This window comes from Campylobacter concisus, from assembly GCF_902460665.1.
Classification (GTDB): domain Bacteria; phylum Campylobacterota; class Campylobacteria; order Campylobacterales; family Campylobacteraceae; genus Campylobacter_A; species Campylobacter_A concisus_AL.
Genome location: NZ_CABPUR010000005.1, coordinates 61,692 through 84,325, shown reverse-complemented (window position 1 = coordinate 84,325; position 22,634 = coordinate 61,692). Strand labels below are relative to the sequence as shown.

Below are 22,634 nucleotides of genomic sequence, written 5' to 3'. Positions count from 1 at the left end.
TCACATATTGCAGTGTCATATATATAAAGATTTTAGATAAAAATAGGTATTTGAATATAAAGATATAATTACCATTAAACCTATTTAAAAGGCCACAGTAATCCGCCCCCTGCTTAATATTAACTTCTTTGCATAGATATTTAATTATTATTCCACATCAAGTTTATTTAAAAATTATTGCACTACAATTCTTTTTGATATTTTGATATAAAAAATCATAATTATATCTAAAAGGATTTCTAATGAGATTAGCTATCAGTCTGACTGCGGCTACGATGGTACTATTTGCAAACGGTGCAAATCCCGACGTTATAAAGCCGATAAAGGATTTTACGCCTCCGCCGCCTTATACGCCAAACATCGCTCAAAGCGCGTTTCCCGAAAATCAATTCAACCGCGTGCCAAGGGATGATTATTTTTTTGTGACGGATTTGCTCGATAATTCGATGGACAAATTTCACGTCGCGGGCGGATTTTACGGCAGGACGTTTTATAGTTCGGGACTTTTTAAATACCGCGGTGCAAATTTCTATACGATTTTAAACGCGAACTTTTCTAAAGCCAATCGCTACAAAGACGGTGGCGGCAGGGAATGGAACTACGGCTATGCCAGGCAGGGGCAAAGCGCGGTCGTGGGTTTCGTGCCTAGTGAGCTAAGTGAGTTTAGATTTACGCTAGTGCACGATAATATTGACGACGACAAGCAGCCTCACCATACTGCCGACTCGATAAAGACGCAACGATATATCGGTAAGTTTAACGCCAGGCTAGGTAAAGAGGATTTATCTAATACGTTAAATTTTGAAATAGCATTACGCGACGTGAGCAGAAGAAACGACAATTATCATTTGCGCCGCGCAGACCCTTCTAATATGGTAAAGGTAGAAGTAGATAGAAAGATTATAGATACGGAGCTAAAATACGATGTTGATTTTTCAAACTGGCACAATGTGGTCGGTACAGGATATCAGCACGATAATCATGAGGGCAAAAGATATCGTAAAATAGGCAATGATTGGGTTTTAAACGGCTTTAGGTTTGCAGACGTAACGAATAAAAAAACGAGAGTTTTTGATACGCTAAGCTATAAATTTACTGACGCGCACAAGCTCAGTCTAGCTCTAAACTACGACTGGATGAAGTCGAATTTAAATGATTTAAATACGGTTTATAACGGAGCAAGCGCGATAAATACCGTCGCTAAGCTTATTAAACAAATTTACGGCAAAGACTTTGACGGCAACATAAAACAGAATGGCTTAAGCGCTAGCCTAAAATACGACTTCACGCCCAATAAGCAAGATAATTACTATGTGGCTATAGAAAGTCTTTATCGTATGCCGAGCAATATGGAACGCTTTAGCAGTCTCTATGGGCCGACTACTAGAGGCTGGATCAGCAATCCGTTTATTAAGCCCGAGCGCCACAACCGCGTAAATTTGGGCTTTACCTATAAGAGCGAATTTTATAAAGAATACATGAGCTCGCGTCAGGGCGAGGATAGCTTTAGTCTGGGCGGATACTTTATCGCAGACGACGCGCAGGATCTAGTTATCTACGATCGTCGCCACTCGGCCGCTGCCGCGCCGATGAATAAAAACGCCGTCATCACGCGCAACGTTGATGCTAGGATTTACAGCGTAAATTTGCGCGGGGAGTATAATTTCGCGCGAAATTTCGGGCTAAAAACTTCGTTATTTTACAACTACGGACAAAATAAAACCGACGACAGACCGCTCTATCAGATCCGCCCGTTTGAGGCAAATTTGGCCTTTGATTACAAGGACTACGCGAGCTTTGGCAGCTACAATATCGGCACGGCGGTGCGCTACGTAGCAAAGCAAAATAGAGGAGATTTCGATAAAGCCACCGGCTTTGGCATCGACAAGCGTGAAGCGGCTAAGAGCTTTACGACGATGGACGTTTACGGCGGATTTGAGTTTAAAAACAGCTGGGGCGTGAGGCTTGGCGTGACGAATATCTTTGATAAAGATTACGCCGAGTTTATCAGCGGCGAGCACGTAGGAGCGCTAGATCCTGATCCTGTGGTGCGCGCGCCGGGGAGGGCGGTGTTTGTCAGCTTCCACTCTAGTTTTTAAAGACAACTATCTGTATAGCAAGGAGATACAATATGAATAGACGAGGTTTTTTAGGATTTGGCGCGGCGATTGGTGCTACAGCTCTTGCACCGAGCCTTTTTGCGAAGGAAAATTTCACGATGTGGGGCGCGCCGGCAATCCCTAGCGTTATAATGGCCGTAGCAAGCCTACAAGGCGAGCTAGCAAAGACTCATGACGTGAGGTTACGCATTTGGAATAGTACGGATCAACTCCGAGCAGGCGTAGCTAATGGGGAAATAAAAATCACTATGGCGCCATCAAACGTGGGAGCAAACATGCGAAATCACGGCTTAAATTTAGCTATGCTAAATTTGCTTAGCCTTGGTACGATACAAGCCATGGTAAAAGATGAGAATATAAAAACTTTTGAAGATTTTATCGGCAAAAAATTAATAATTCCTTTTAAGGGTGATATGCCTGATTTGGTTCTACGAGCGCTTTGTAAAAAACGAGGAATAGATATTTCCAAAATAGACATTACGTATACGCAGACACCGCCGGAAGCTGCAGGATTATTTTTGCAAAAAGATTATGATATTTTAATCGCCCCTCAACCTCTTCCGGCAGCAACCATACTGCGCGGGAAGAAAATGGGGATAGCGGTACATTACGGAGTAGATATTCCTAAGGTCTGGGGAGAAAGCTTTAATACCAAGCCGTACATTCCGATGGCGGGCATTATAGTCGACGTAGATTTTTATAAAGCAAATTTGCCTCTATTTGATACGCTTCATAGCGACTTAACTAACGCTCTATCTTGGATTAAAGATAATAAGCAAAGCGCTGCCAAAATAGGAGCCGAATATCTACCGGTTCCAGAGCCGGCACTGGTTAATGCATTTGATAGGGCAAATTTGACGGTAACAAAAGCTCGCGATATGCAAGATGAGATAATGTCATTTTTTGAAACTATTTTTGAGTTTAATCCAAAGCTTTTGGGCGGTAAGATGCCCGACAAGAGTTTGTTTCTATAATTAAAGATAAATTTATAAAAAAGGATAATGTCATGTTAAAACATATTTTGTGTTTATTATTTGTTTCTCTAAATATTTCGTTTGCTATGACAAACGAACAGATTGATGAATTTATATCAAAAAATAGCGTAGATATTCAGACTTTAAATGGAGTCCCAAATAAAGTTTACGCCAGTAATCCACCGTTACTATTTTTGCTATATGCCGTTGCCCCCGAGAAAGTCAGCGGTATAAATTCTAGTTTCGGCAAAAGAGAAAAGCCGTACCTAAAGGAGAGCATGATTAATCAGCCGGTAGTAGGAGGATTTTTCGGACAAGGCAAAATTCCAAATATGGAAATGCTTTTAAAGCTAGATCCTGATTTGATACTGGTAAATTCTGATTCTAAAAATACTCAAAAGAAATTCAAAGAAACCCTGGGTGAAATAAAAAAACCTATGCTGTACTTAAAAGGCTATGAATTAGAAGACTATATCGACTCTCTTGAAGTTTTGGGCAAAATTTTAGATAAGCAAGATAGAGCAAAAAAGCTAATAGAGTATTCTAAAAAAACCATGGATATTTCAAAAGAGCTTAATGAATATATAGCAAAAAACTCGGTTGTTAAGCCTAAAATATACTATGCCGAAGATCCCGACGGACTAGCTACCGAATGCGAGGGCTCATGGCACACTAGGCTTATAGAGCTAAGCGGTGCCGAAAATGTGCATAAATGCAGCGGAAACCCGGATGCTACGGCTTATGGGCACATCAAAATTAGCTTTGAACAAATAGCCGAATACGATCCTGATATTATATTAATTTTCGAGAAGAGCTTTTATGATAAAATCTATGACGATCCTAAATGGCAAATACTAAAAGCCGTAAAAAATAAAAGAGCTTATTATTTGCCTCGCGAACCGTTTTCTTGGTTTGATCGCCCGCCTTCATTTATGAGATTCATAGGGCTTAAATGGCTTATAAATTTAACTCATCCTGATGTATTTAAATTCAATATGAATAAGGAAGTTAAGGACTTTTATAAATTATTCCTAGAGGTTGACGTAAGCGACAACCAAGTAAAAGAGCTTATAGGTGAGTAAAAAAGCCTTTACGTTTTTAAGTATCTTATTGCTAGGGTTTATGTTACTTTCGATACTAATAGGAAAATACGGCTTTAATGCGGAAGATTATCTAACGTATTTTAAAGCCGTTATAAAAGGCGAAGACTTAAAAAATTATCAAGTTATGCACACTTTAATAACGGAAATTCGCCTTCCTAGAATAATGGCCTGCATTATAATAGGTGCCAGTTTGGCTATTTCTGGCTCAGCATACCAAGCCATGTTTGTAAACCCTCTAGTAAGTCCATCAATACTTGGGGTTTTAAGCGGTGCCGGATTCGGCGCCGCCATAGGAATGTTTTTCGGATTAAACGAATATCTCATTCAGCTTAGTACCTTTGCGTTTGGTTTTATAGCGGTACTAACGGCCTTAAGTATATCGGCTTTTTACTCGCGCTCAGGTAGTATTATAGTATTGGTTCTTGGTGGCGTTATTAGCGGTTCTCTTTTCACGTCCTTACTATCAGCATTAAAATACGCAGCCGATCCAAACGACTCATTGCCGGCTATTACTTATTTTTTAATGGGTAGCCTAGGGTTTGCTTCGAAGAATTTTATTCAAATCTCGATTCTACCGATGTTTGTAGGAATACTATTGTTGGCCTTTAGCGGCAAATATTTAAATGCGCTGAGTTTGGGAGAAGAAGAGGCTAAAAGTCTGGGTATAAATGTTGCTAGGGTTAAAATTTTCGTTATTTTGGTTGCTACTTTTATCAGTGCCCTAAGCGTAACGATAGCCGGCATTATCGGATGGATAGGTCTTATAGTTCCACATATGGCTCGTTTTATATTCGGAGCGGATAATCGCGCCGTATTGTCTAGTTCAGCTATGATAGGTGCTATATTTTTACTCTTTTGCGATAACTTTTCGAGACTTATGTTTACTTTTGAAGTCCCGATAGGTATAGTAACTTCACTGTTTGGAATACCTATATTTATTCTAGTACTTCGTAGAGCTAAAAAGAGTTTTTAATGATAGAAATCAGAAATCTAAAATTCGGATACAAAGATAAGAATATACTAAACGGCATAAGTTTTAGTATCAAAAAAGGCGATACGCTTAGTATTCTGGGCGCAAACGGTAGCGGTAAAAGCACCCTCCTGCGCATTATGCTTGGATTTTTAAAATTCGAGGGTACGGTAAATATATGCGGTAAAAGCGTAAGGGGTTACGAAAAAAAAGAACTTGCAAGGCTTATAGCCTACGTTCCTCAAACGCATGCCCCGTCATATGAATATAGCGTATTTGACATAGTATTAATGGGCGCATTGTGCAGAACGTCTTTATTTTCTAACTTTAGCCTTGCCGACAAAAAGCTTGCCGAGTATGCATTGGAAAGAATGGGTATTTTAGAGCTAAAAGATGAACTTTATACTAGAATAAGCGGCGGACAAAGGCAGCTGGCATATATCGCTAGAACCTTAGTACAAGGCGCCAAAGTTATTTTTATGGACGAACCTACGACCGGGCTTGACTTCGGCAATCAAATCAAACTACTTGAAATGATAAAGACGCTAAAAGACGAGGGGTATACTTTCGTACAAACCACTCATTACCCTCGTCACGCTAAATTTGTTTCAAATCTAGTATTGTTTTTAAAAGACGGCAAGATACTAGATTTTGGAAAGTGCGATGAATTGATAAATCCATCAAATATAGATAAGATTTACGGAATAGATTATCAAAAATATGAGGACAAATTATGATATTACCTTCTAATTACGATAGGCTGGATTTTAATAAGCTTTATAAGGAGCAAAGAACAAATAGCTCTTTTATTAGGAAATCAGTAGCCAAATGGGACGTTAAGGCAGCAAGCTTTAGCGAGAGCGTACTTAAGAGCGACTATGTTAAAGACTTTATCTCAAGAGTCGATTTTGATGGCGCAAGAACGCTTCTTGATTTCGCATGCGGTGCCGGAGCATTAAGCATAGCTGCAGCAAATAAGGTAGATAAAATTTACGGTTATGATTTTTCGTCGAAAATGCTAGAATTCGCAGAACAAAACTCTCGGGATTTTAATTGTAAAAATATTGAATTCGCGCAAAAAGCATTCGAAGACGACTTTAGCGACATACCTGAGTGCGATATTACATTTGCATCTCGTTGCCTTGACGTAGATGACTTAAAACAAGCCCTAGAGAAATTACTTTCAAAGACGAAAAAAGCCCTTTATATTACTTTTAAGGTCGGTAGTTTCATTAATGAAGACGTTTTAAATGCTCTTGGGAGCAACATTGAAAAAAGACCAGACTTTATATATTTAATAAATATTTTATTCCAAATGGGATATCTTCCAAAGCTAGAGTATATACAAACTTCATGCGGTGACGGAATACCTGAAACTATCGACGATCTTGTTAAAAAAATACAATGGGGACTTTCGAGAGAGCTTACGGAGCCGGAAGTTTATAATCTCAATAAGTACTTTAACGGCAACCACTTTGAGCAAAAACAAGAATATATGAACTGGGCTTTCATAAGAGTAGATAAATGATAATTTTATAATTAACTGTTATGGTCAATAAATTTGGATTGGTCTTAAAAATATCATATATTTATAGTTAGTGATATTTGAGCATACGGGATACGATGGCAATTCTTTAAGATGCCTGATATATTACATCGTCTATGATGCTAGGCTTTTACGCATTATTAAAAAATACATCCTATTGCTAAACACAGAGCCAATGTAATGCAAGGTTTTATAGCACATTAATGCAAAAAAAGAAGCAATTGTTAAAACATCTGATACCATAGGTAGCACCTCCGCTAATTTTTGTATTACAAACACCTTTAACTCGCATCAGTCCGTAGACGAGTGTTTGATTAGCTTATAGGGCCCTGTGTGGCAATAGAACCGAGTTCATTTATTGTATCATTTTTTTGTTTTTTATACAATATTTTTTTAATATAGCTCAATGTATGAAAATCACAAGATATATGATTAAGGCTTGATAAATTATTTACTAGAAAATTTTCACCAAATTCTGATACCAATATATCGACCGATAGTGTATTTATTGCATCTCTTTTTTGAAATAATACGCTAGAATTTTTTATAAAGCGGTTATTGCGAAGTTTATCAAAAGCCTTTAATAGCTCTTTGCTATAATTATTACTACTAGGAAAAGCTGTTAATATTTCGGTATTTTTTAAATTTCTTTTACTAATAATTTTTGATAAGCCGCTTGTGCATACTATTTTACAATTATAAAATTTGCAATTTTTAATTTTACACTCCTTGAAAACCGAAGATGAAATAATTGAATCTTCAAAAAGTGCATCCGTTAAATTACATTTTCTAAAAAGCGTTCCATTTAATAAACAAGATCTTATTTGGGCTTCATAAAAACTGCAAAATTTAAATTTTGTTCCAACAAAAGAGGTGCCGTCAAATATAGTGCCGGAAAAATTGGTTTTATAGCTGCATGATTTATTAAAATTTTTATATATAAATTTCCTGTCACTCCTATCCACGCAACTATAACTAAAAGCTTTTTTATTTTTGTCGTTTACGGGCATGCAACCTCTATCTATTAATTTTTATTCGTATTTATAGATTATATTATAATGAGTCATTTTTCTTGATATCTCTCCAGTACGCATTTTAACCTCTTGCCCCAATCTTGTATCTTTTTCTCGCGTGCATCATATGGATGGTATAAATAATATTTGGTCATTTTAAATTTTAAATCCTGCAACCAACTATTACTCGTTTTTGCAATGTTTGTGACTATTTCTTGCACGATAGCCTCATCTATACTATTATAATAATCCCTAATTAAAAGCGTACTAAGCGTTTCTAACAATTTGTCTTTTTGTATCTCAAGAATAATGTACCTACAATTTTTGTAGTATATCTCAACCACTATATACTTTCTAGGAGTCACTCCATCCAACATTGTAGCCCTCTTCCACGCATGCCTTCCTCGATAGTTTTTTGGTTTTTGAGGCAAGTCCTCGCATTGTAAAATTTTGTATGAAAAATCGCAATAAATATCAGAGCAATACATCAACATAGCTTTTATGTCTTCAATAGTTACATAACTTCCGGTTTCTTGCTCACTATCCTCGTCTTCTTTTTTCAAGTGCCCCTCTGTAGTATTTAGATCGCCCTGTACTCCCGCGTCGTTTGAGCTTAGATCTAATTTGTCCTCCTGTAATTTATCACTTCCTCGTACTATTTCTCTACTTTGGTCTTCTTCTGTAATCGTTTCAAATTCAATAGTTTTATTGAACAGATCTAACTTTGCCTCTAAATTAGCATCCTCATCTTTATCTACTATACTTACTGAACTATGTAAAATATTGGGGGTTTTTTCATTGAGTTGATTCGTTAAATCTTTCTTGGACAGCTTTGTGCTTTTTATCACACCTATTATATCTTTTTTTCCTCCAGGAAGCTCTCTAATAACTTTAAGCTGTTCAAATGGATAAAACGAATTTTCTTGCAAGATTTTTAAAACAAGCAATGATCCATCACTTAATACCTTAACTCTTGCCTTAAAATTTATTTTTCCAGGTACTGGAAAATTTGCTTGAATAGTCATCGTATTTGGCGAGCCCACAAAGTTAGCACTTTGTTTCCTATGCTCAGATAATATTTTGCTAGCAACCATATCTCTTCTTATTTGCAGCCACATATTATTAGCTCTTTTGTCTATAACAAATCTATATATATTTTCTGCATCAATATTATTCGCATTGAATTTTAAGTATATCTCACCAATCCCATTATCTAATGTTGCTCTTTTATAAAGACCATCCAATGAACTATTTTGCCCCTGAGTCTCCGACATGATTTGTCTAGTCATCGATGCTGATGTAAAGTAAAAATATCTTGCGATTTCATAATGTGGAAAAATAACAATTCTTCCAGATAAATTATCTTTAAAGGTTGAATATTTTTGCTGATTTTTATGCCAGCCAACATTATATTTACCTATTTTTTCAGGTAGCTCACTCATAAACTCATCTAAAATAGGTATGTTCTTAAGATTTTTGGTCACCAGCAATCCATCGCCGACACTTATTTGAAAATTGCGAATATCTCCTGCGCTAGTTCCGTTTTTTTGCTGGTTTTCAACAACGGTACCCAACGGGAAAGCACAAATTTCTTTTAAATTGAAAAAAGATAGAAAATATTCGGGTTTTTCTTTGAATATCTCTTTTAAAATGATTGGGATACTAAAATTCGTTTCGTTTTGATAAATATCTCCATATGAAAAGACAACCAACTTTTTATTTTTTGGTAATTTTGTCAATATCAAATCTTGTAAAATCACACTTTCATTCATTACCCAAAGCCCTCTGAGCACTCCTTAGAATCTATTTTGTTCTATTCTAAGCTTAAAAATTTATATATAAAAGATCATTAAATAATCCTTTTAAAATAAAGTATTTTTATAAATTATAAAAAACAACATATGTTCGCAACTTTTATTGAACTATTCGCAACTTTTATTGAATTTCACAGCCTCCTCCAAAGATCGAGCTTTTGGTTGAAGTATGATGGGGCGAGCGAAAGGCTCTAGTGCTTGTAAAATCGCTATCCTGAAGGTTTAAAGAGCGGTAAGCGGCAGACTTTAGCACCTCCTCTAGGCTTTGTGGCGCCATGATATAAACTAGGCGTTTTGCGCACATACTTTTGCCGCTTCCTGGGCTACCTTCAAATAAAATATTGTGCATACCAACAGCTGCGATGACGCAGGCTCTTTTGGCGCGATCCTGACCCAAAACATCCTTAAAATCAAGCTCGTAATTTAAATTTGGGACATATCTTTTGCCAGAAATTTCTATCACATTTGAAAATAACTCATGAGTGGCGGTAAAATGTATACTTTTTGCAAATTCTGCGTCATTAAAAAACCTAATCGCCTCTTCTAAGGCACTAACCGCATAAATCTCTAAATTTGGGATCATTGAAGCTTTTTGCGCTATCTCTTTTGGTACTAAGACTTTTACGTTTTTTACCTGCGTGCTTAAAAAAAGAAGGATTGAGAATAAATTTGCTGTGCTTTTTACACTTCCATCAAGTCCAAGCTCGCCAAAGACAAAAATTTTCTCTAAGCTTTTTGCCTTTTGAAGAGCTATAAGAAGAGCGATAGCCAGGTCAAAATGTGAGCCACTTTTTGGCAGATCTGAAGGGGATAAATTTATGGTTATCTTTTGTGCTGGGAAGGAAAAATCAAGTGCTAGAAGTGCTGCCTTTACGCGTTCTGTGCTCTCTTTTATACTTGTGCTTGCAAGCCCAACGATGCTAAAACCAGGAAGTCCGCGAGAGAAGATAGACTCAACATCAATTATCTTTAGCCCATCTCCGTAAGTAGCACATCTTAAAGACTTCATGAAGCTTTTTCTTTTTTTTGCTTTTTGTATTCCTTATCAAATTTTTTACGTTTATTAAAGCCGATTTTTTCTATAAAAAGATGTCCATCTAAATGATCATTTTCATGCTGGATAGCAATAGCTAAAAGCCCATCAGCCTTTAAGCTTTGCTCTTTGCCAAAGCGATCTTGATATTTTATGGCTACAACCTCATTTCTTTTTACATCTTCATAATATCCAGGCACACTAAGGCAGCCCTCTTGATAGACACACTCACCCTCACGTAGTTCAAATTTTGGGTTTATGATTTCGATTAAATTTTCTTTATCTTGTACGCCTTCATCATTGGCTAAATTTATAATAAAAATTCTTTTTGCAACACCTATCTGAATAGCAGCAAGGCCGATGCCCTCTTTTGCAATCATCGTATCATACATATCATCAAGTAGTTTGTGAAGTTCCTCATCAAAAATTTTAACCTCTTTTGAGACTTCATAAAGCTTTTTATTTGGATAAGATAAAACCTCTAAGATCAAGCTCAAACTCCTACTTATTCACCCAAAAATATAGGCTGCTCATCATCTTGTGTTAGTATTAGTTGATCTAACGAGTAAGAGATTAGTTCTTCAGCACTTCTTGTTTTTGTTATCATGCTTGAAACCACTTGGATATCAAGCTTGCACTCTTTACCATCTATCTTCCAAGGTATAGATGAAAGCATATTTAAAATTCTGCTACCGGCTTGTTTTGTACCATTTTCATCAGTATATTTCATAACCATAGCAAAACAGCCATCACCATAATGAGCTACTATATCGCTTCTTCTAGAAGTTCTTAAAAGAAGCTGTGATATAGCTTTATACATATTGTTTCGCTCTTTTAAATTTTTAACACGATTTGTAAATCTATCTTCTGCTCTTACAAGTAAAAATGATGCGTTATAGCCATATCTTTTAACAGCTTCTACTTCACTTTGCACTGTGGCTACTAGAAATTTTTTATTATAGACGTCATATGTCGTATCATAAATCGACTGCTCTTCAATAGATTTAAGCATTTTAGCTACTTCGTCATAGCTTACTTTAATGACATCAAGATGCTTATCCATAAGGCTGTTTAATTTTATTAGGTCATGATTAAATGCGCTTAAAACATTTTGAAGAGCTAGGATATTTGTATTATTTTTGAGTGCATCCATGCGCTTTTGCACTAGGCCTCTCATGATGCCTAAATTTTTATAGATTAGCACCACGGCTTGAAGCATGCTTTTTATCTGGATAAATCCCTGCTTTATCTCTTTTTCAATAGAGATATTACTGCCTGATGGTACTGAGATCTCGGAATTTATGACTATCATATCACCGATCTCTTTTCTAAATTCATCAGGCTCTCCATCAAGCATTTTCTCAAAATAAATAGAGTAATTATTTGGCGTAGATGGAACATTATCATCGCTTAATTCATGCAAAACATTTTCTGAAAATTTGTAGATATCTACCTTTTCTTTTTCTAGAATATGTTTTACCTCAACCGCTTTTTTCTTAGGGTCTGGTGCATTATCTATCTTTATCACTTTGGGCCTTATTTAAAACTTTTCTCCAAAATTTTATCAACAAGTCCGTACTCTTTGGCTTCGGCCGAACTCATAAAGAAGTCACGTTCAGTATCTTTTACGATCTTACTTAGCTTTTGGCCTGTATTTTTGGCCAAAATTCCGTTTAAAATCTCTTTCATACGCAAAATTTCACGAGCTTGTATCTCGATATCAGTCGCTTGTCCTCTAGCACCGCCAAGTGGTTGATGTATCATGATGCGAGAATTTGGCAGTGCATACCTTTTACCTGGTGCGCCACAGCTTAGCAAAAATGCACCCATGCTAGCAGCTTGGCCGATACAGATCGTGCAAACATCTGGCTTTATGTAATTCATCGTATCATAGATGCTAAAGCCACTTGTTATAACGCCACCTGGTGAGTTTATATATAGATAGATATCTTTATCTGGATCTTCAGCCTCTAAAAATAGAAGCTGGGCGACAATAGAAGCGGCCATGCCGTCCTCTATCTCACCACTTAGCATAACGATCCTGTCTTTTAAAAGACGGGAGTATATATCATAGCTTCGCTCACCTCTACTAGTTCTTTCAACTACGACAGGAACGTAATAGCTCATTACTCGGCCTTCTCTTTTTTACTTGCTTTTTTCTCGTCTTTTTCTTTGTTAAAGAGCTCACTAAATAGCTTCTCTTCGATCATTGACATCTTTATAGCTGGAAGCATGCCTTGGTTGCGGTACATCTCAAGGTGTGCTTTTGGATCTTGACCGCTTCTATACGCCTCAAAATAGATCGCTTGAACGACCTCTTGATCGCTTACTTTCACGCCTCTTACGCGAGCTAGCTCATCGATAATGAAAGTTAAACGAACGCTATTTTCAGCGTCTTTTCTAAACTCGTCACGTTTTTTAGAAAGAGCATCTTTGTCCTCTCTAAATTTTTTCATATCATCTGGAGTAAATGAGCTCCATGCGTTTCTAAACTGCATATCGATCTCTTGCTCGACGATATTTTTTGGCACGTCAAATTTAAATTTCTCAACCGCAGCTTCAGCAAATTTTGGCTTAAGCTCATCATTTATAAGCTTATAAATTTTCTCTTGACGGATTTGCTCTTTTATACGCTCATCAAGTAACTCTTCAGTTGGTTTTTCTTCATTTGGAAGTAAAGTTTTTAGCATCTCTTCATCTAGTTTTTCAGGAATTTTTCTCTCTTGAATTTCATGAAGTTTTATTTTAAAGATAGCGTCTTTACCAGCTAAATGTGCAGCTCCGTAGTTTTCTGGGAATTTAACCTCGATATCTTTTTCGCCACCAGCTTTTATGCCTACCATGCCATCTTCAAAGCCTGGGATAAATTGATTTGAGCCGATCTCAAGCACATAGTTTTCAGCCTTGCCACCATCAAATGCAACGCCATCAACAAAGCCTTCAAAGTCAAATTTAGCAAAATCGCCAACTTTTAGGCCTCTTTTGCCTTCTACTTTTTCAAGTGGAGCTATCATTTTTAGAAGTTCAGCTTTTTTCTCATCGATATCTTTTTTCAAAACGCGTGGGTTTGAAAACTCAGGTATCAAACTCTCATAGCCGCTCACATCGACGCTTGGTTTAAATGAAACTGTTAGCTCAACATCGATCTTACCATCTTTTCTATCAAATTTTGAAACGATAGGCTCGCCGATAAGGTCATCGTTTTTCTTGCCTGCTTGTTTTATAGCCTCATCAACAACATCTCTTAAGACATCTTGCTCAGCGTCGTTTGTTAGCTCTTTCTCGTAGCGTTTTAGCACGACAGCGACTGGCACATGGCCTTGTCTAAAGCCATCTACTTTCATAGTTTTTGCTGCTTTTTTTGCTAGTTTCTCTACACTAGATTTTATAGCATCTGCACTTATAGTTGTGCTAGCTAGGGTATTTACGCTATCTAGAGCTTTTGTTTTGATTTCCATCTAATTCCTTTATGAATACAAATTTTTAGCCCAAAATATAGCAGAATTTTCCTTATTTCATTGTAAATTTGTAAATTTTTATAGATATAAAAGGCGTTTTAACGTAGAATCTAGCAATAAAATTATGGAGAAAATTTATGCAAGAGAGTTTTGAAAATTCGGTTAAAAATATGCTAACGATTATAGGCGAGGATCCAAACAGAGAGGGGCTTTTAAAAACTCCTGAGCGTGTCTTTAAAGCGTTTAAATTTCTAACTAGCGGATATGATGAAGATCCAAAAGAGGTCCTTGGTGACGCACTTTTTACTAGCTCAAATAACGAAATGGTTCTCATGCGAAACATCGAATTTTACAGCCTTTGTGAGCACCATTTGTTGCCTATTATTGGCCGCGTGCATGTGGCGTATATCCCAAATGGCAAGGTCGTTGGGCTTAGTAAAATTCCACGCATGGTAAATATCTACGCAAGACGCTTGCAAATCCAAGAGCAGATGACTGAGCAGATCGCAAAAGCACTTGAGGACGTAATAGCTCCAAAAGGAGTTGGAGTAGTTGTCGAGGCTAGGCATATGTGCGTTGAGATGAGAGGTGTGCAAAAGATAAACTCAACCACCACGACCTCAGCACTTAGAGGGTGCTTTATCAAAAACGCAGACACAAGACGAGAATTTTTCTCGCTTATAAACTCTCCTAGGGAAACGCATTTTTGAGCTTAGAGCATATAAATTTAAAGCTTAAAGAGGGTGTGAAACTCTCAAACACCTTTGGCATCATAACCAAAATCACAGCTACAACTATCGAGATCACTGGGCTTCGTCCAAGCATCGGGGACATCGTGCGTATAGTTGCAAAAGATAAGAGTAAAAATGGTCTTGGCATGGTTACACAGATAAAGACAGATGGCGCTTACATTAGTCCATTTGGCTTTGTTGAGGGATTTAGGATAGGCGACTTCGTCTATGAGAGCGATCAGGGCATGAGCATACCGGTGGGGCCAAATTTGCTTGGGCGCGTGGTTGATCCATTTATGAAGCCCATAGATGGTAAAGGAACGATCGATACGACCGAGTACATGCCGATCATGAGAGCGCCGATAGATGCGATGAAAAGGGGGCTTATAAATGAGCCATTTAGCGTTGGTATAAAGACGATAGATGGACTGCTTACTTGTGGTAAAGGGCAAAAGCTGGGAATTTTTGCAGGTTCAGGCGTGGGCAAATCAACCCTTATGGGTATGATCGTAAAAAATACGCTAGCACCGATAAAAGTAGTCGCACTAATAGGCGAGCGTGGCCGTGAGGTGCCCGAATTTATCGAAAAAAACCTAGGCGGCGACTTGGAGGGTACGGTCATCATCGTAGCGACCAGCGATGACAGCTCGCTCATGCGAAAATATGGCGCATTTTGTGCGATGAGCGTGGCTGAGTACTTCAAACAGCAGGGCAATGATGTGCTTTTTATCATGGATAGCATCACGCGTTTTGCGATGGCACAGCGTGAGATCGGCCTTGCGCTTGGCGAGCCACCTACATCAAAAGGCTATCCACCAAGCTCACTCACGCTCTTACCACAGCTAATGGAGCGCGCCGGCAAAGAGGAAGGCAAGGGCAGTATCACGGCATTTTTCACCGTGCTAGTTGAAGGCGATGATATGAGCGATCCGATAGCTGACCAAAGCCGCTCTATCCTAGACGGACACATCGTGCTAAGCCGCGAGTTAACGGACTTTGGAATTTACCCACCTATCAACATCCAAAACTCAGCCTCGCGTGTCATGGGCGATGTGATCAGTAAAGAGCATAAGCTAAATGCGATGAAATTTAAGCGCCTTTACTCGCTTTTAAAAGAAAACGAGGTCTTACTTCGTATCGGTGCTTATCAAAAGGGTAGTGACAAGGAGCTTGACCTTGCGATCTCAAAGAAAGAATTTATGGAAAATTTCTTGAAACAAAGCTCAGAAGAGGTCTTTGCACTTGAAGAGGTTGAAGAGCTGCTCGATAAGATCAATCAGTAAATTTCTAAAATTTATAAGCCTTTTTATAAAATTTAGCTACTAAAAATATAATCAAAATTTTATACTAATTTTTAAAGTGATCATGTACTAATTCTTTGTTTTTGGTGTAAGGATTGCACTCAAAGACCTATAAATTTCTATTTTCTCATCTCTTTTTTGACTTCAAAAAGCGCTGCTACAAACACCATGAAAGAGAATTTGAAATTTATGGGACTTTTTATTTTAAACTTCGTAAGGACGGTTTTTGTGTTATGTAAAACGACAAAGTATTAAAAACTCTTTCTAAGTACCATACGCATTCCAAACAATGATAACAAAGTGGGCTAATTTCAAAATTTGGGTTTTACAAAAACTTACCCACTTACAAAATCTGCGGTAGTAAATTTGAGACAGGCGAACAAGCTAAATTTATACTAAGTATCTATATACTGATATCTGTCTTGCTATAAATTTTGGTGGCAGTCATAGCGCAAATTTAATTATAAAATCAAAATTTTACGTTTAGTCCAGTAATCCCTAGCACTTTAGACTTTACCTCTTGGCAAAAGCGTATAGCCACACGAGATAGTAAAATTTGGAAGAGATTAAGAGCCAAATCCCATCTTTTTATCCTCGCCAAAGCTTGAGTTTAGCTCACGCTCTATCGTGGTTTTGAAGTCCTCAAAGGTAAAAATCCCATCATCTTTTATCGCCACTTTCAAAGCAGTATTTTTTAGTGCAAGGACGATCTGTGCGCCACTTAGGTTAAACTCAGCCAGCCTTTCAACACTAAAGCCATCTTCAAAGCTCGCGTTCTCAGGCAAAATTTTACGCCAAATGGCGAGCCTGCCATTAAAATCAGGCTTCTTAAACTCGATCTTATAGTCAAACCTTCTAGAAAACGCCACGTCAAGGCTTTGCAAAAAATTTGTCGTGGCGATCAACACACCCTCAAAGCGCTCGATCTGTTCTAAAAAGATATTTTGCATTTGATTATGCATCTTTTCAGCTCCGCTCGAGCTCTCCACTCTCGTGCTTAAAAATTGATCTGCCTCGTTTAGCAAAAGCACCGGCTCGCTGCCACTTTTTTTGCAAATTTCTTTGTAAGTATCAAAAATTTTCCTTACATTTTGCTCGCTCTCTCCGACATATTTACTTAAAATTTTTGAGCAGTCAAAGCTTAAAATTTGCTTCTTTAGGCTCTTTGCAAGCCCAACAGCGCTCATCGTCTTACCAGTGCCAGGCTCACCGTAAAAGATGATCTTGGCGTCTATATTTTTTCTAGTTTTTATGCCCCAGCTGCTAAGTCTAGCGAGTACTTTTTTATCGACTTGCTTTAGTATCGTGCTTAAAAGCTGCTTTGTCTTCTCATTTAGCACGACGTCTTCTAGGCTGGTTACTGGCTCTATTAGCTCAAAAATTTCTTGCTCTTTTACCAGGCTTTCGATCTTGATTTTCTTGCTATTTTTATCATTTTTTGGATGCATTATGCTTTGCAAAATTTCTTCATTTATAAAAAAGCTCTTGCTAACGTTGCCATAAGCGTTTAAGACCTCGTCGTAGTCAATGAGCGCACCCTCTATTAGCCTTGAGCCATCCTCTAAAAGCGTGCGATTTTTGATGCGTTCAAGCTCGTCTTTGCTTATTAGTCCAATTAGCGTGTTTAGATCACGCCCATTTTCAAAGTCGCCCGCGTACTCCTCTTTTAAAAGGGCTAAGAAGATGATCTGCTCTTTTTCATCAAGCGAGTTTTCTTTAAAAATTTGCTCTATTTTTAGGCTAATCTTACTTAGTTTTACGCGCTCATTTATGCGCTTTGTAAGCTCAGAAATTTGCTCGTTTATCCGCTTTTTAGCGTCATTTGAGCCACCTTCAAATATCGCAGCCTTTGAGTAGAGCTCTATCTTTAAAAACTGATCTTTTAAATACTCCAAATGATCCTCATATGGCGTAAGCTCTGGTAAATTTATATCAGCGTTGCCATCTTCAAGAATTTTTAAAAATGTGGCTGATAGAGAAATTTCAGAATGAAGCAACGAAAGAAGCCCTTGAGCTGAAGCCCTTTGTGTACTCTCAGGTATTTTAAAAAGACTATAATTTTGTACAATCCAACCGCTATCAAGCAAATTTTTTATAAATTTTAGATACAAAAGCTGCTTATCATTTTGTGTGCCAAAGACTGCCCCAAGTAGCTCAAAAACGCTCATATTAGCCGTTCCTTGCACATAAGCTTTACTTAGATATTTTAAAATTTCTCCCTCTTCATCGCCGCACTTTATCAGCTCGTAAATTTTGCTTTTTTTGAGGTCCTGGTTTAAAAAATCAAGCAAGTATTTCACTAAAATTTATCCTTCATCTGCTCTATTTGTTCTTTTAATACACGTTTTAATACCTTGCCAGTAGCATTTCTAGGCAACTCTTCGGCAAAATAGATACTCTTTGGTATCTTGAAATTCGCTAAATTTTTCTTCAAATGCTCTCTTACTGTCTTTTCATCAAGATCCATACCATCTTTTACTTGTATGAAAGCGACGACCTCTTCGTCTGCATGTACGTCTTTTACGCCAATTACCGCTGTTGCTTCAACTGCTTCAAGTTTATAAATAACCTCTTCTATCTCGCGCGGATAGATGTTAATGCCCTTTGATATGATAAGGTCTTTTTTACGATCAACTATATAGATAAAGCCCTCTTCATCGACTTTTCCAAGATCTCCGGTCTTTAACCAGCCGTTTATTATGGTCTCATCAGTGATGCTTGGCATACCATAGTAGCCTTGCATGACGCAGTCGCCCTTTACAATGATCTCGCCGATCTGGCCAACTGGAAGCTCCATCATCTCATCATTTACGATCTTTACCTCATAGCCATCAAGCACAGGCCCTACACTTAAAAGCTTTTGTTTATCATATAAATTTGCAGCTACGACAGGTGAGCATTCACTAAGGCCATATCCCTCGACAAGTGTTGCACGCGGAAATTTCACTCTAAAGTCATCTATCGTCTGCTTTGCAAGCGGAGCTGCACCGCTTACAAATAATCTAATGCGGTTAAACCATCTAAAATACCAAGGAATTTTTGCCTTACCAATAGCTGTATAGATGGCTGGAATTCCTAAAAATACGGTTACACGCTTTAGCAAAGTTTGTTTTAGTACATTTGAAAACGGAAATACTGACTTTACAAGTACCATCGATGCACTCGCAAATATCGGAAGCAACACCATTGCAGTTAGCGTAAAACTATGAAACATAGGCAAAAATACAATAAACCTATCGCTCGTTTTAACAATAAAACGATCATGAGCTCCAATTAAATTTGAAAAGATATTTTTATAGCTTATCATCGCACCCTTTGGCTTGCCAGTAGTGCCTGAAGTATAAATTATATGCATTAAATCATCTATTTTCGGATGCTTTGCGATACTAAGAGCATATTTATGATTTAGAGTTTCTGCAAAATTTACGTTTTTAACAAGACCATTATTTTCATAGCCCTTACTCATATCCTCTTTTGAAATTTGAGGTGTTGAAGTAAGATACGCGCTCTCGCCATACTCTTCATCAGTGTCTATATATTCATCTTTTGAAGCACTTTGAAGTTTCTTTGGTATTGCTCCGATCCAGATTATCTTTCTTAAAATTTCAAGCTCATTTAATGCGATTAACTCTTTTGCAAGCGAGCTAGACGCAAAAAGCACCTTTGCACCGCAATCATTTATGATATATTCAAACTCGTTTGCTTTTAAAAAAGTATTCATAGGCACTGCGATACCGCCAATAGCCGTTATAGCCAAATATGAAATGATAAATTCTTTCGAGTTTGTAACCGCCATAGCTACTTTATCACCAAATTTTATTCCAGCAAGTTGCAAATACGCTGCCACTTTATCGACATTTTGCTTTAATTCGCGATATTTTAGCTTCTCTTTTTCTTCAAAAAGAACTACTTGATTTGGATTTTCCTTTGCTACTTTGGTTAAAATTTCATAAAAATTATTATAAGAGTATCGCATTCTTGACCCTAACTAAAATGTATATTTAAAAGTCGTACCAAGGATTTGGATCGTACCAGTATCAAATTCCCCTGACATTTTTCCATTAGCTGTTGAAATACTTGTTGCATGCTTTTTGTCACGATGTTGATAAACATATCCAAGTGCCATTTCAAGATTTGGTGTAAATTTATAATTTACTCCAAAAGAATACACCTTAGATGTAGTATTTGGAAGCTCTAAGCCAGTATAATTGCTACTTGTAATGTCTTCATCATAGGCAAAGCCAGCCATTAGTCTAAATTTTTCATTTACATCATAGGCAAGGCCTAGTCTATACGTATTTGTATCTTTTGCATTTTTTATGACTGGATCATCCATGAATCTTGCAAAAGCTGGATGCGAGTGAGCTGGACCTTTATCCATGTATTCAAAGTCATAGCCTTTAAATTTAGACCAATACGTCCTCTCAAAAGCTAGCAAAAGAGTAAAATCGCTAAATTTATATCCAGTTGCAAGTACAAGCTGTGCAGGAAGTGGGATCTCAACTTTTGTTTTACCATGATAGCTTATAGGAGATAGTGCTCCGTTAAAATCAGCATCTGTATGGCCTTTAAGTTCTAAATTTACATTTGAGCGGTAAGTAACGGCAAAGCTCAAATCCTCAATAGGTCTATAAGTAAGTGCAACATTATAGCCATAGCCCATACCATCGCCTTTTATCTCTCTGTAGCCTATCTGTCCAAAGTCACTTGCTATCTTACCTTTGGTGTAAACACCTCTAGCACCAAGAGCAACGGCAAGTTTATCGTTTATGCGGTAAGCTACGGTTGGATTTAACTCAACAACTTGCAGCTTAAACCTTTTAGCGGTAAATGCAGTAGCTGGATCCTCCCATGATACACCAACAGCAGCAGGAACGGCAAGAGCTAAACCAAATTTCCAGTTTTCATAAATTTCTGGCGTTACAAAACTAAATGTACCAGCTAGCGAGTCAAATTTTTCTGATCTATAGCTTTTGCCACTATCACTTTTAAACTCAAGCTTATTTATATGAAACCAGCCAAGGGTACTTTCTATGTGATGGCGTCCATCTAAAAACATCATATTTGCAGGGTTAAAATACGCCGCATCAGCTCCAAAACTAAAGGCTACGTTACTAGCAGCAAGACCTAAAGAATCAGCACTTTGCTCAGGAACCTTATAACCTCCAGCATTTAGCAAAGTAGATGCCATAATAATGCTTAATAGCACTTTTTTCATAGTTTTTCCTTTTCGAAATTTCTTAAAATTTTTATCTCGTCTTCCCAAATACTCTCGTCAATCGTCTCTAATATTAAAGGAATTTCGCCTATTTTATCATCATTTATTATATTTTTAAAAGCACTAAATCCAAGCTCACCCTTGCCAAGACTCTCGTGTCTATCTTTTTTCGAGCCGAGGGCAAATTTTGCATCATTTAAATGCATGCCGGATAAAAATTTATAGCCAATGATCGCATCAAATTCCCCCATCGTTTTAGCGTAGGCCTCTTTACTTCTTAGATCATATCCAGCAGCAAATGCGTGACAGGTATCAAAGCAAACACCAACTCTGTTCTCATCGTCTACTCGCTCTATCAAATAAGCAATCTGCTTAAAACTAAAGCCTAAATTTGAGCCTTGTGCAGCTGTATTTTCGATGACTAGCTTTACACCGCTTGTGCGTTTAAGTGCCACGTTCATGCAGTTTGCGATATTATCTAAGCACTCTTTTTCGCTTATTTGTTTTAGATGTGAGCCTGGATGAAAATTTAAAAGCTCTAGCCCAAGCTTACTGGCGCGATCTATCTCATCCACAAAGGCTTCAAGCGACTTTGCTCTTGCCTCCTCATCCGGATGGCCTAAATTTATCAAGTAACTACTGTGTGGCAAAACATGCTTTGTGCTTATGCCAGAAATTTTTAGGTTTTCTTTAAACTGCTCTATTTCACTAGCACTTAGCTCTTTTGCATTCCACTGGCGTTGATTTTTTGTAAAAAGCGCAAAGGCATTTGCTCCTATTTTTGCAGCATTTAATGGAGCGTTGAACACGCCCCCAGCCGCACTTACGTGAGCTCCGATATATCTCATTTTAACTCTTTTATTATCACTCTTATTTTATTTTTGCTATCTATAAATTTGACGTAGTTGTCGCAAACCTCGTATTTTATAAAATATGAACTTAGATCTTGACTAAAACCACACTCCGTATTTATCAAGCCTTTACCATCATAAATCTTTTCTTTTTGCAAAATTTCTTCAAAAAGGCTCTCATAGTGTGGGGCTAGAAAAAATTTCTCATTAAACTCAGTCTTATTAAAACAAGCGCTATTTATGCAAATTTTATCTCTTATGTTTATGTTTGCGGTGTTTACGCCAGAGCTATAAATTTGCAAATTTAGCTCATTTTTATATTTATGGAAAAATCCAACATCATTTATCTTGATCATCGGAGAAAATAAAGTAACTTGAAAAGCTTGTGAATTTTGCGGTGTTTTAGTAGCCACGCAGCCTGTAAAAATAAAAACAGACAACAAAGTAAATAAAAATTTTTTCAAAAATTTTTCCTTATTAATCTAAAATTAAGTATAAAAGA

At 37.3% G+C, this 22,634-nt stretch carries 19 protein-coding genes and 1 pseudogene; 8 read left to right on the top strand and 12 right to left on the bottom strand.

Annotated features, from left to right (window positions below; all coding sequences use genetic code 11):
- The first annotated feature begins 242 nt into the window (after nt 1-242).
- Genes F3G66_RS08730 through F3G66_RS08705 form a run of 6 tightly spaced genes read left to right on the top strand, consistent with a single transcriptional unit; the run spans nt 243 to nt 6,695 of the window.
- Nucleotides 243-2,099, top strand: coding sequence for a TonB-dependent receptor domain-containing protein (locus tag F3G66_RS08730; protein WP_149703829.1), 1,857 nt, complete (start codon nt 243-245; stop codon nt 2,097-2,099).
- Between the two features lie 32 nt (nt 2,100-2,131).
- Nucleotides 2,132-3,094 (top strand): ABC transporter substrate-binding protein, encoded by a 963-nt coding sequence (locus F3G66_RS08725; protein WP_103559946.1) that lies wholly within the window; start codon nt 2,132-2,134, stop codon nt 3,092-3,094.
- A 32-nt stretch (nt 3,095-3,126) separates the two neighbouring features.
- Nucleotides 3,127-4,176: an ABC transporter substrate-binding protein gene (locus F3G66_RS08720; protein ID WP_149703830.1), complete on the top strand. Its 1,050-nt coding sequence runs from the start codon at nt 3,127-3,129 to the stop codon at nt 4,174-4,176.
- Entirely contained in the window at nt 4,169-5,170 is a 1,002-nt protein-coding gene (locus F3G66_RS08715; protein WP_149703831.1) for a FecCD family ABC transporter permease, read from the top strand. Before F3G66_RS08720 ends, F3G66_RS08715 begins: the two co-directional genes overlap by 8 nt.
- Nucleotides 5,170-5,904 carry an ABC transporter ATP-binding protein gene (locus F3G66_RS08710; protein ID WP_087580454.1) on the top strand — a complete coding sequence of 245 codons (735 nt, stop codon included), beginning with the start codon at nt 5,170-5,172 and terminating at the stop codon, nt 5,902-5,904. Before F3G66_RS08715 ends, F3G66_RS08710 begins: the two co-directional genes overlap by 1 nt.
- On the top strand, nt 5,901-6,695 hold the full coding sequence (locus F3G66_RS08705) for a class I SAM-dependent methyltransferase (RefSeq protein ID WP_103559949.1): 795 nt from the start codon (nt 5,901-5,903) through the stop codon (nt 6,693-6,695). The genes F3G66_RS08710 and F3G66_RS08705 overlap by 4 nt, the downstream gene beginning before the upstream one ends.
- 332 nt (nt 6,696-7,027) lie before the next feature.
- Here the strand turns inward: F3G66_RS08705 and F3G66_RS08700 are convergent, their stop codons facing one another.
- The 7 genes and pseudogenes from F3G66_RS08700 to tig all read right to left on the bottom strand — a co-directional run bounded on the left by F3G66_RS08700 (nt 7,028) and on the right by tig (nt 14,031).
- Nucleotides 7,028-7,723: a pentapeptide repeat-containing protein gene (locus F3G66_RS08700; protein ID WP_149703832.1), complete on the bottom strand. Its 696-nt coding sequence runs from the start codon at nt 7,721-7,723 to the stop codon at nt 7,028-7,030.
- A 53-nt stretch (nt 7,724-7,776) separates the two neighbouring features.
- Nucleotides 7,777-9,498, bottom strand: a complete 1,722-nt coding sequence (locus F3G66_RS08695) for a Tn7-like element transposition protein TnsE (protein ID WP_149703833.1) — start codon at nt 9,496-9,498, stop codon at nt 7,777-7,779.
- A 178-nt stretch (nt 9,499-9,676) separates the two neighbouring features.
- A pseudogene (locus tag F3G66_RS08690) lies at nt 9,677-10,549 on the bottom strand (magnesium chelatase domain-containing protein); the annotation flags it as partial.
- A complete protein-coding gene (gene def, locus F3G66_RS08685; protein ID WP_103600693.1) occupies nt 10,546-11,064 on the bottom strand; it encodes a peptide deformylase in 519 nt (172 codons plus the stop codon). The pseudogene F3G66_RS08690 and the gene def, both read right to left, overlap by 4 nt.
- A gap of 14 nt (nt 11,065-11,078) precedes the next feature.
- Nucleotides 11,079-12,101 (bottom strand): GGDEF domain-containing protein, encoded by a 1,023-nt coding sequence (locus tag F3G66_RS08680; protein ID WP_149707839.1) that lies wholly within the window; start codon nt 12,099-12,101, stop codon nt 11,079-11,081.
- Nucleotides 12,102-12,109: 8 nt separating this feature from the next.
- On the bottom strand, nt 12,110-12,700 hold the full coding sequence (gene clpP, locus F3G66_RS08675) for an ATP-dependent Clp endopeptidase proteolytic subunit ClpP (RefSeq protein ID WP_054196008.1): 591 nt from the start codon (nt 12,698-12,700) through the stop codon (nt 12,110-12,112).
- On the bottom strand, nt 12,700-14,031 hold the full coding sequence (gene tig / locus F3G66_RS08670) for a trigger factor (protein WP_149707838.1): 1,332 nt from the start codon (nt 14,029-14,031) through the stop codon (nt 12,700-12,702). Before tig ends, clpP begins: the two co-directional genes overlap by 1 nt.
- A gap of 137 nt (nt 14,032-14,168) precedes the next feature.
- On the opposite strand from tig, the gene folE reads away from it, so the two are divergent.
- Nucleotides 14,169-14,741, top strand: a complete 573-nt coding sequence (folE, locus tag F3G66_RS08665; RefSeq protein WP_054196006.1) for a GTP cyclohydrolase I FolE — start codon at nt 14,169-14,171, stop codon at nt 14,739-14,741.
- Nucleotides 14,738-16,045: a flagellar protein export ATPase FliI gene (gene fliI, locus F3G66_RS08660; RefSeq protein WP_149707837.1), complete on the top strand. Its 1,308-nt coding sequence runs from the start codon at nt 14,738-14,740 to the stop codon at nt 16,043-16,045. The genes folE and fliI overlap by 4 nt, the downstream gene beginning before the upstream one ends.
- Before the next feature lie 584 nt (nt 16,046-16,629).
- On the opposite strand, the gene F3G66_RS08655 is transcribed toward fliI, so the two are convergent.
- The 5 genes from F3G66_RS08655 to F3G66_RS08635 are packed head-to-tail and all read right to left on the bottom strand — an operon-like array spanning nt 16,630 to nt 22,596.
- Complete coding sequence (locus F3G66_RS08655; RefSeq protein WP_149707836.1) at nt 16,630-18,363, bottom strand: AAA family ATPase; 1,734 nt, start codon at nt 18,361-18,363, stop codon at nt 16,630-16,632.
- Complete coding sequence (locus F3G66_RS08650) at nt 18,363-20,039, bottom strand: fatty acid--CoA ligase (protein WP_149707835.1); 1,677 nt, start codon at nt 20,037-20,039, stop codon at nt 18,363-18,365. The genes F3G66_RS08655 and F3G66_RS08650 overlap by 1 nt, the downstream gene beginning before the upstream one ends.
- Nucleotides 20,040-20,051: 12 nt before the next feature.
- On the bottom strand, nt 20,052-21,281 hold the full coding sequence (locus F3G66_RS08645) for an OmpP1/FadL family transporter (protein ID WP_149707834.1): 1,230 nt from the start codon (nt 21,279-21,281) through the stop codon (nt 20,052-20,054).
- Entirely contained in the window at nt 21,278-22,129 is an 852-nt protein-coding gene (nfo, locus tag F3G66_RS08640) for a deoxyribonuclease IV (RefSeq protein WP_149707833.1), read from the bottom strand. The genes F3G66_RS08645 and nfo overlap by 4 nt, the downstream gene beginning before the upstream one ends.
- The gene (locus tag F3G66_RS08635; protein ID WP_149707832.1) at nt 22,126-22,596 is read right to left on the bottom strand and encodes a hypothetical protein; all 471 of its coding nucleotides are present in this window, start codon (nt 22,594-22,596) and stop codon (nt 22,126-22,128) included. Before F3G66_RS08635 ends, nfo begins: the two co-directional genes overlap by 4 nt.
- Nucleotides 22,597-22,634: the final 38 nt, after the last annotated feature.

What these genes read in the sequence shown, in the direction of transcription:
- F3G66_RS08730 (WP_149703829.1), top strand. Translation starts at nt 243, where the DNA reads ATGAGATTAGCTATCAGTCTGACTGCGGCTACGATGGTACTATTTGCA.
- F3G66_RS08725 (WP_103559946.1), top strand. Translation starts at nt 2,132, where the DNA reads ATGAATAGACGAGGTTTTTTAGGATTTGGCGCGGCGATTGGTGCTACA.
- F3G66_RS08720 (WP_149703830.1), top strand. Translation starts at nt 3,127, where the DNA reads ATGTTAAAACATATTTTGTGTTTATTATTTGTTTCTCTAAATATTTCG.
- F3G66_RS08710 (WP_087580454.1), top strand. Translation starts at nt 5,170, where the DNA reads ATGATAGAAATCAGAAATCTAAAATTCGGATACAAAGATAAGAATATA.
- F3G66_RS08705 (WP_103559949.1), top strand. Translation starts at nt 5,901, where the DNA reads ATGATATTACCTTCTAATTACGATAGGCTGGATTTTAATAAGCTTTAT.
- F3G66_RS08700 (WP_149703832.1), bottom strand. Translation starts at nt 7,723, where the DNA reads ATGCCCGTAAACGACAAAAATAAAAAAGCTTTTAGTTATAGTTGCGTG.
- F3G66_RS08695 (WP_149703833.1), bottom strand. Translation starts at nt 9,498, where the DNA reads ATGAATGAAAGTGTGATTTTACAAGATTTGATATTGACAAAATTACCA.
- clpP (WP_054196008.1), bottom strand. Translation starts at nt 12,700, where the DNA reads ATGAGCTATTACGTTCCTGTCGTAGTTGAAAGAACTAGTAGAGGTGAG.
- tig (WP_149707838.1), bottom strand. Translation starts at nt 14,031, where the DNA reads ATGGAAATCAAAACAAAAGCTCTAGATAGCGTAAATACCCTAGCTAGC.
- folE (WP_054196006.1), top strand. Translation starts at nt 14,169, where the DNA reads ATGCAAGAGAGTTTTGAAAATTCGGTTAAAAATATGCTAACGATTATA.
- F3G66_RS08650 (WP_149707835.1), bottom strand. Translation starts at nt 20,039, where the DNA reads ATGCGATACTCTTATAATAATTTTTATGAAATTTTAACCAAAGTAGCA.
- F3G66_RS08645 (WP_149707834.1), bottom strand. Translation starts at nt 21,281, where the DNA reads ATGAAAAAAGTGCTATTAAGCATTATTATGGCATCTACTTTGCTAAAT.
- nfo (WP_149707833.1), bottom strand. Translation starts at nt 22,129, where the DNA reads ATGAGATATATCGGAGCTCACGTAAGTGCGGCTGGGGGCGTGTTCAAC.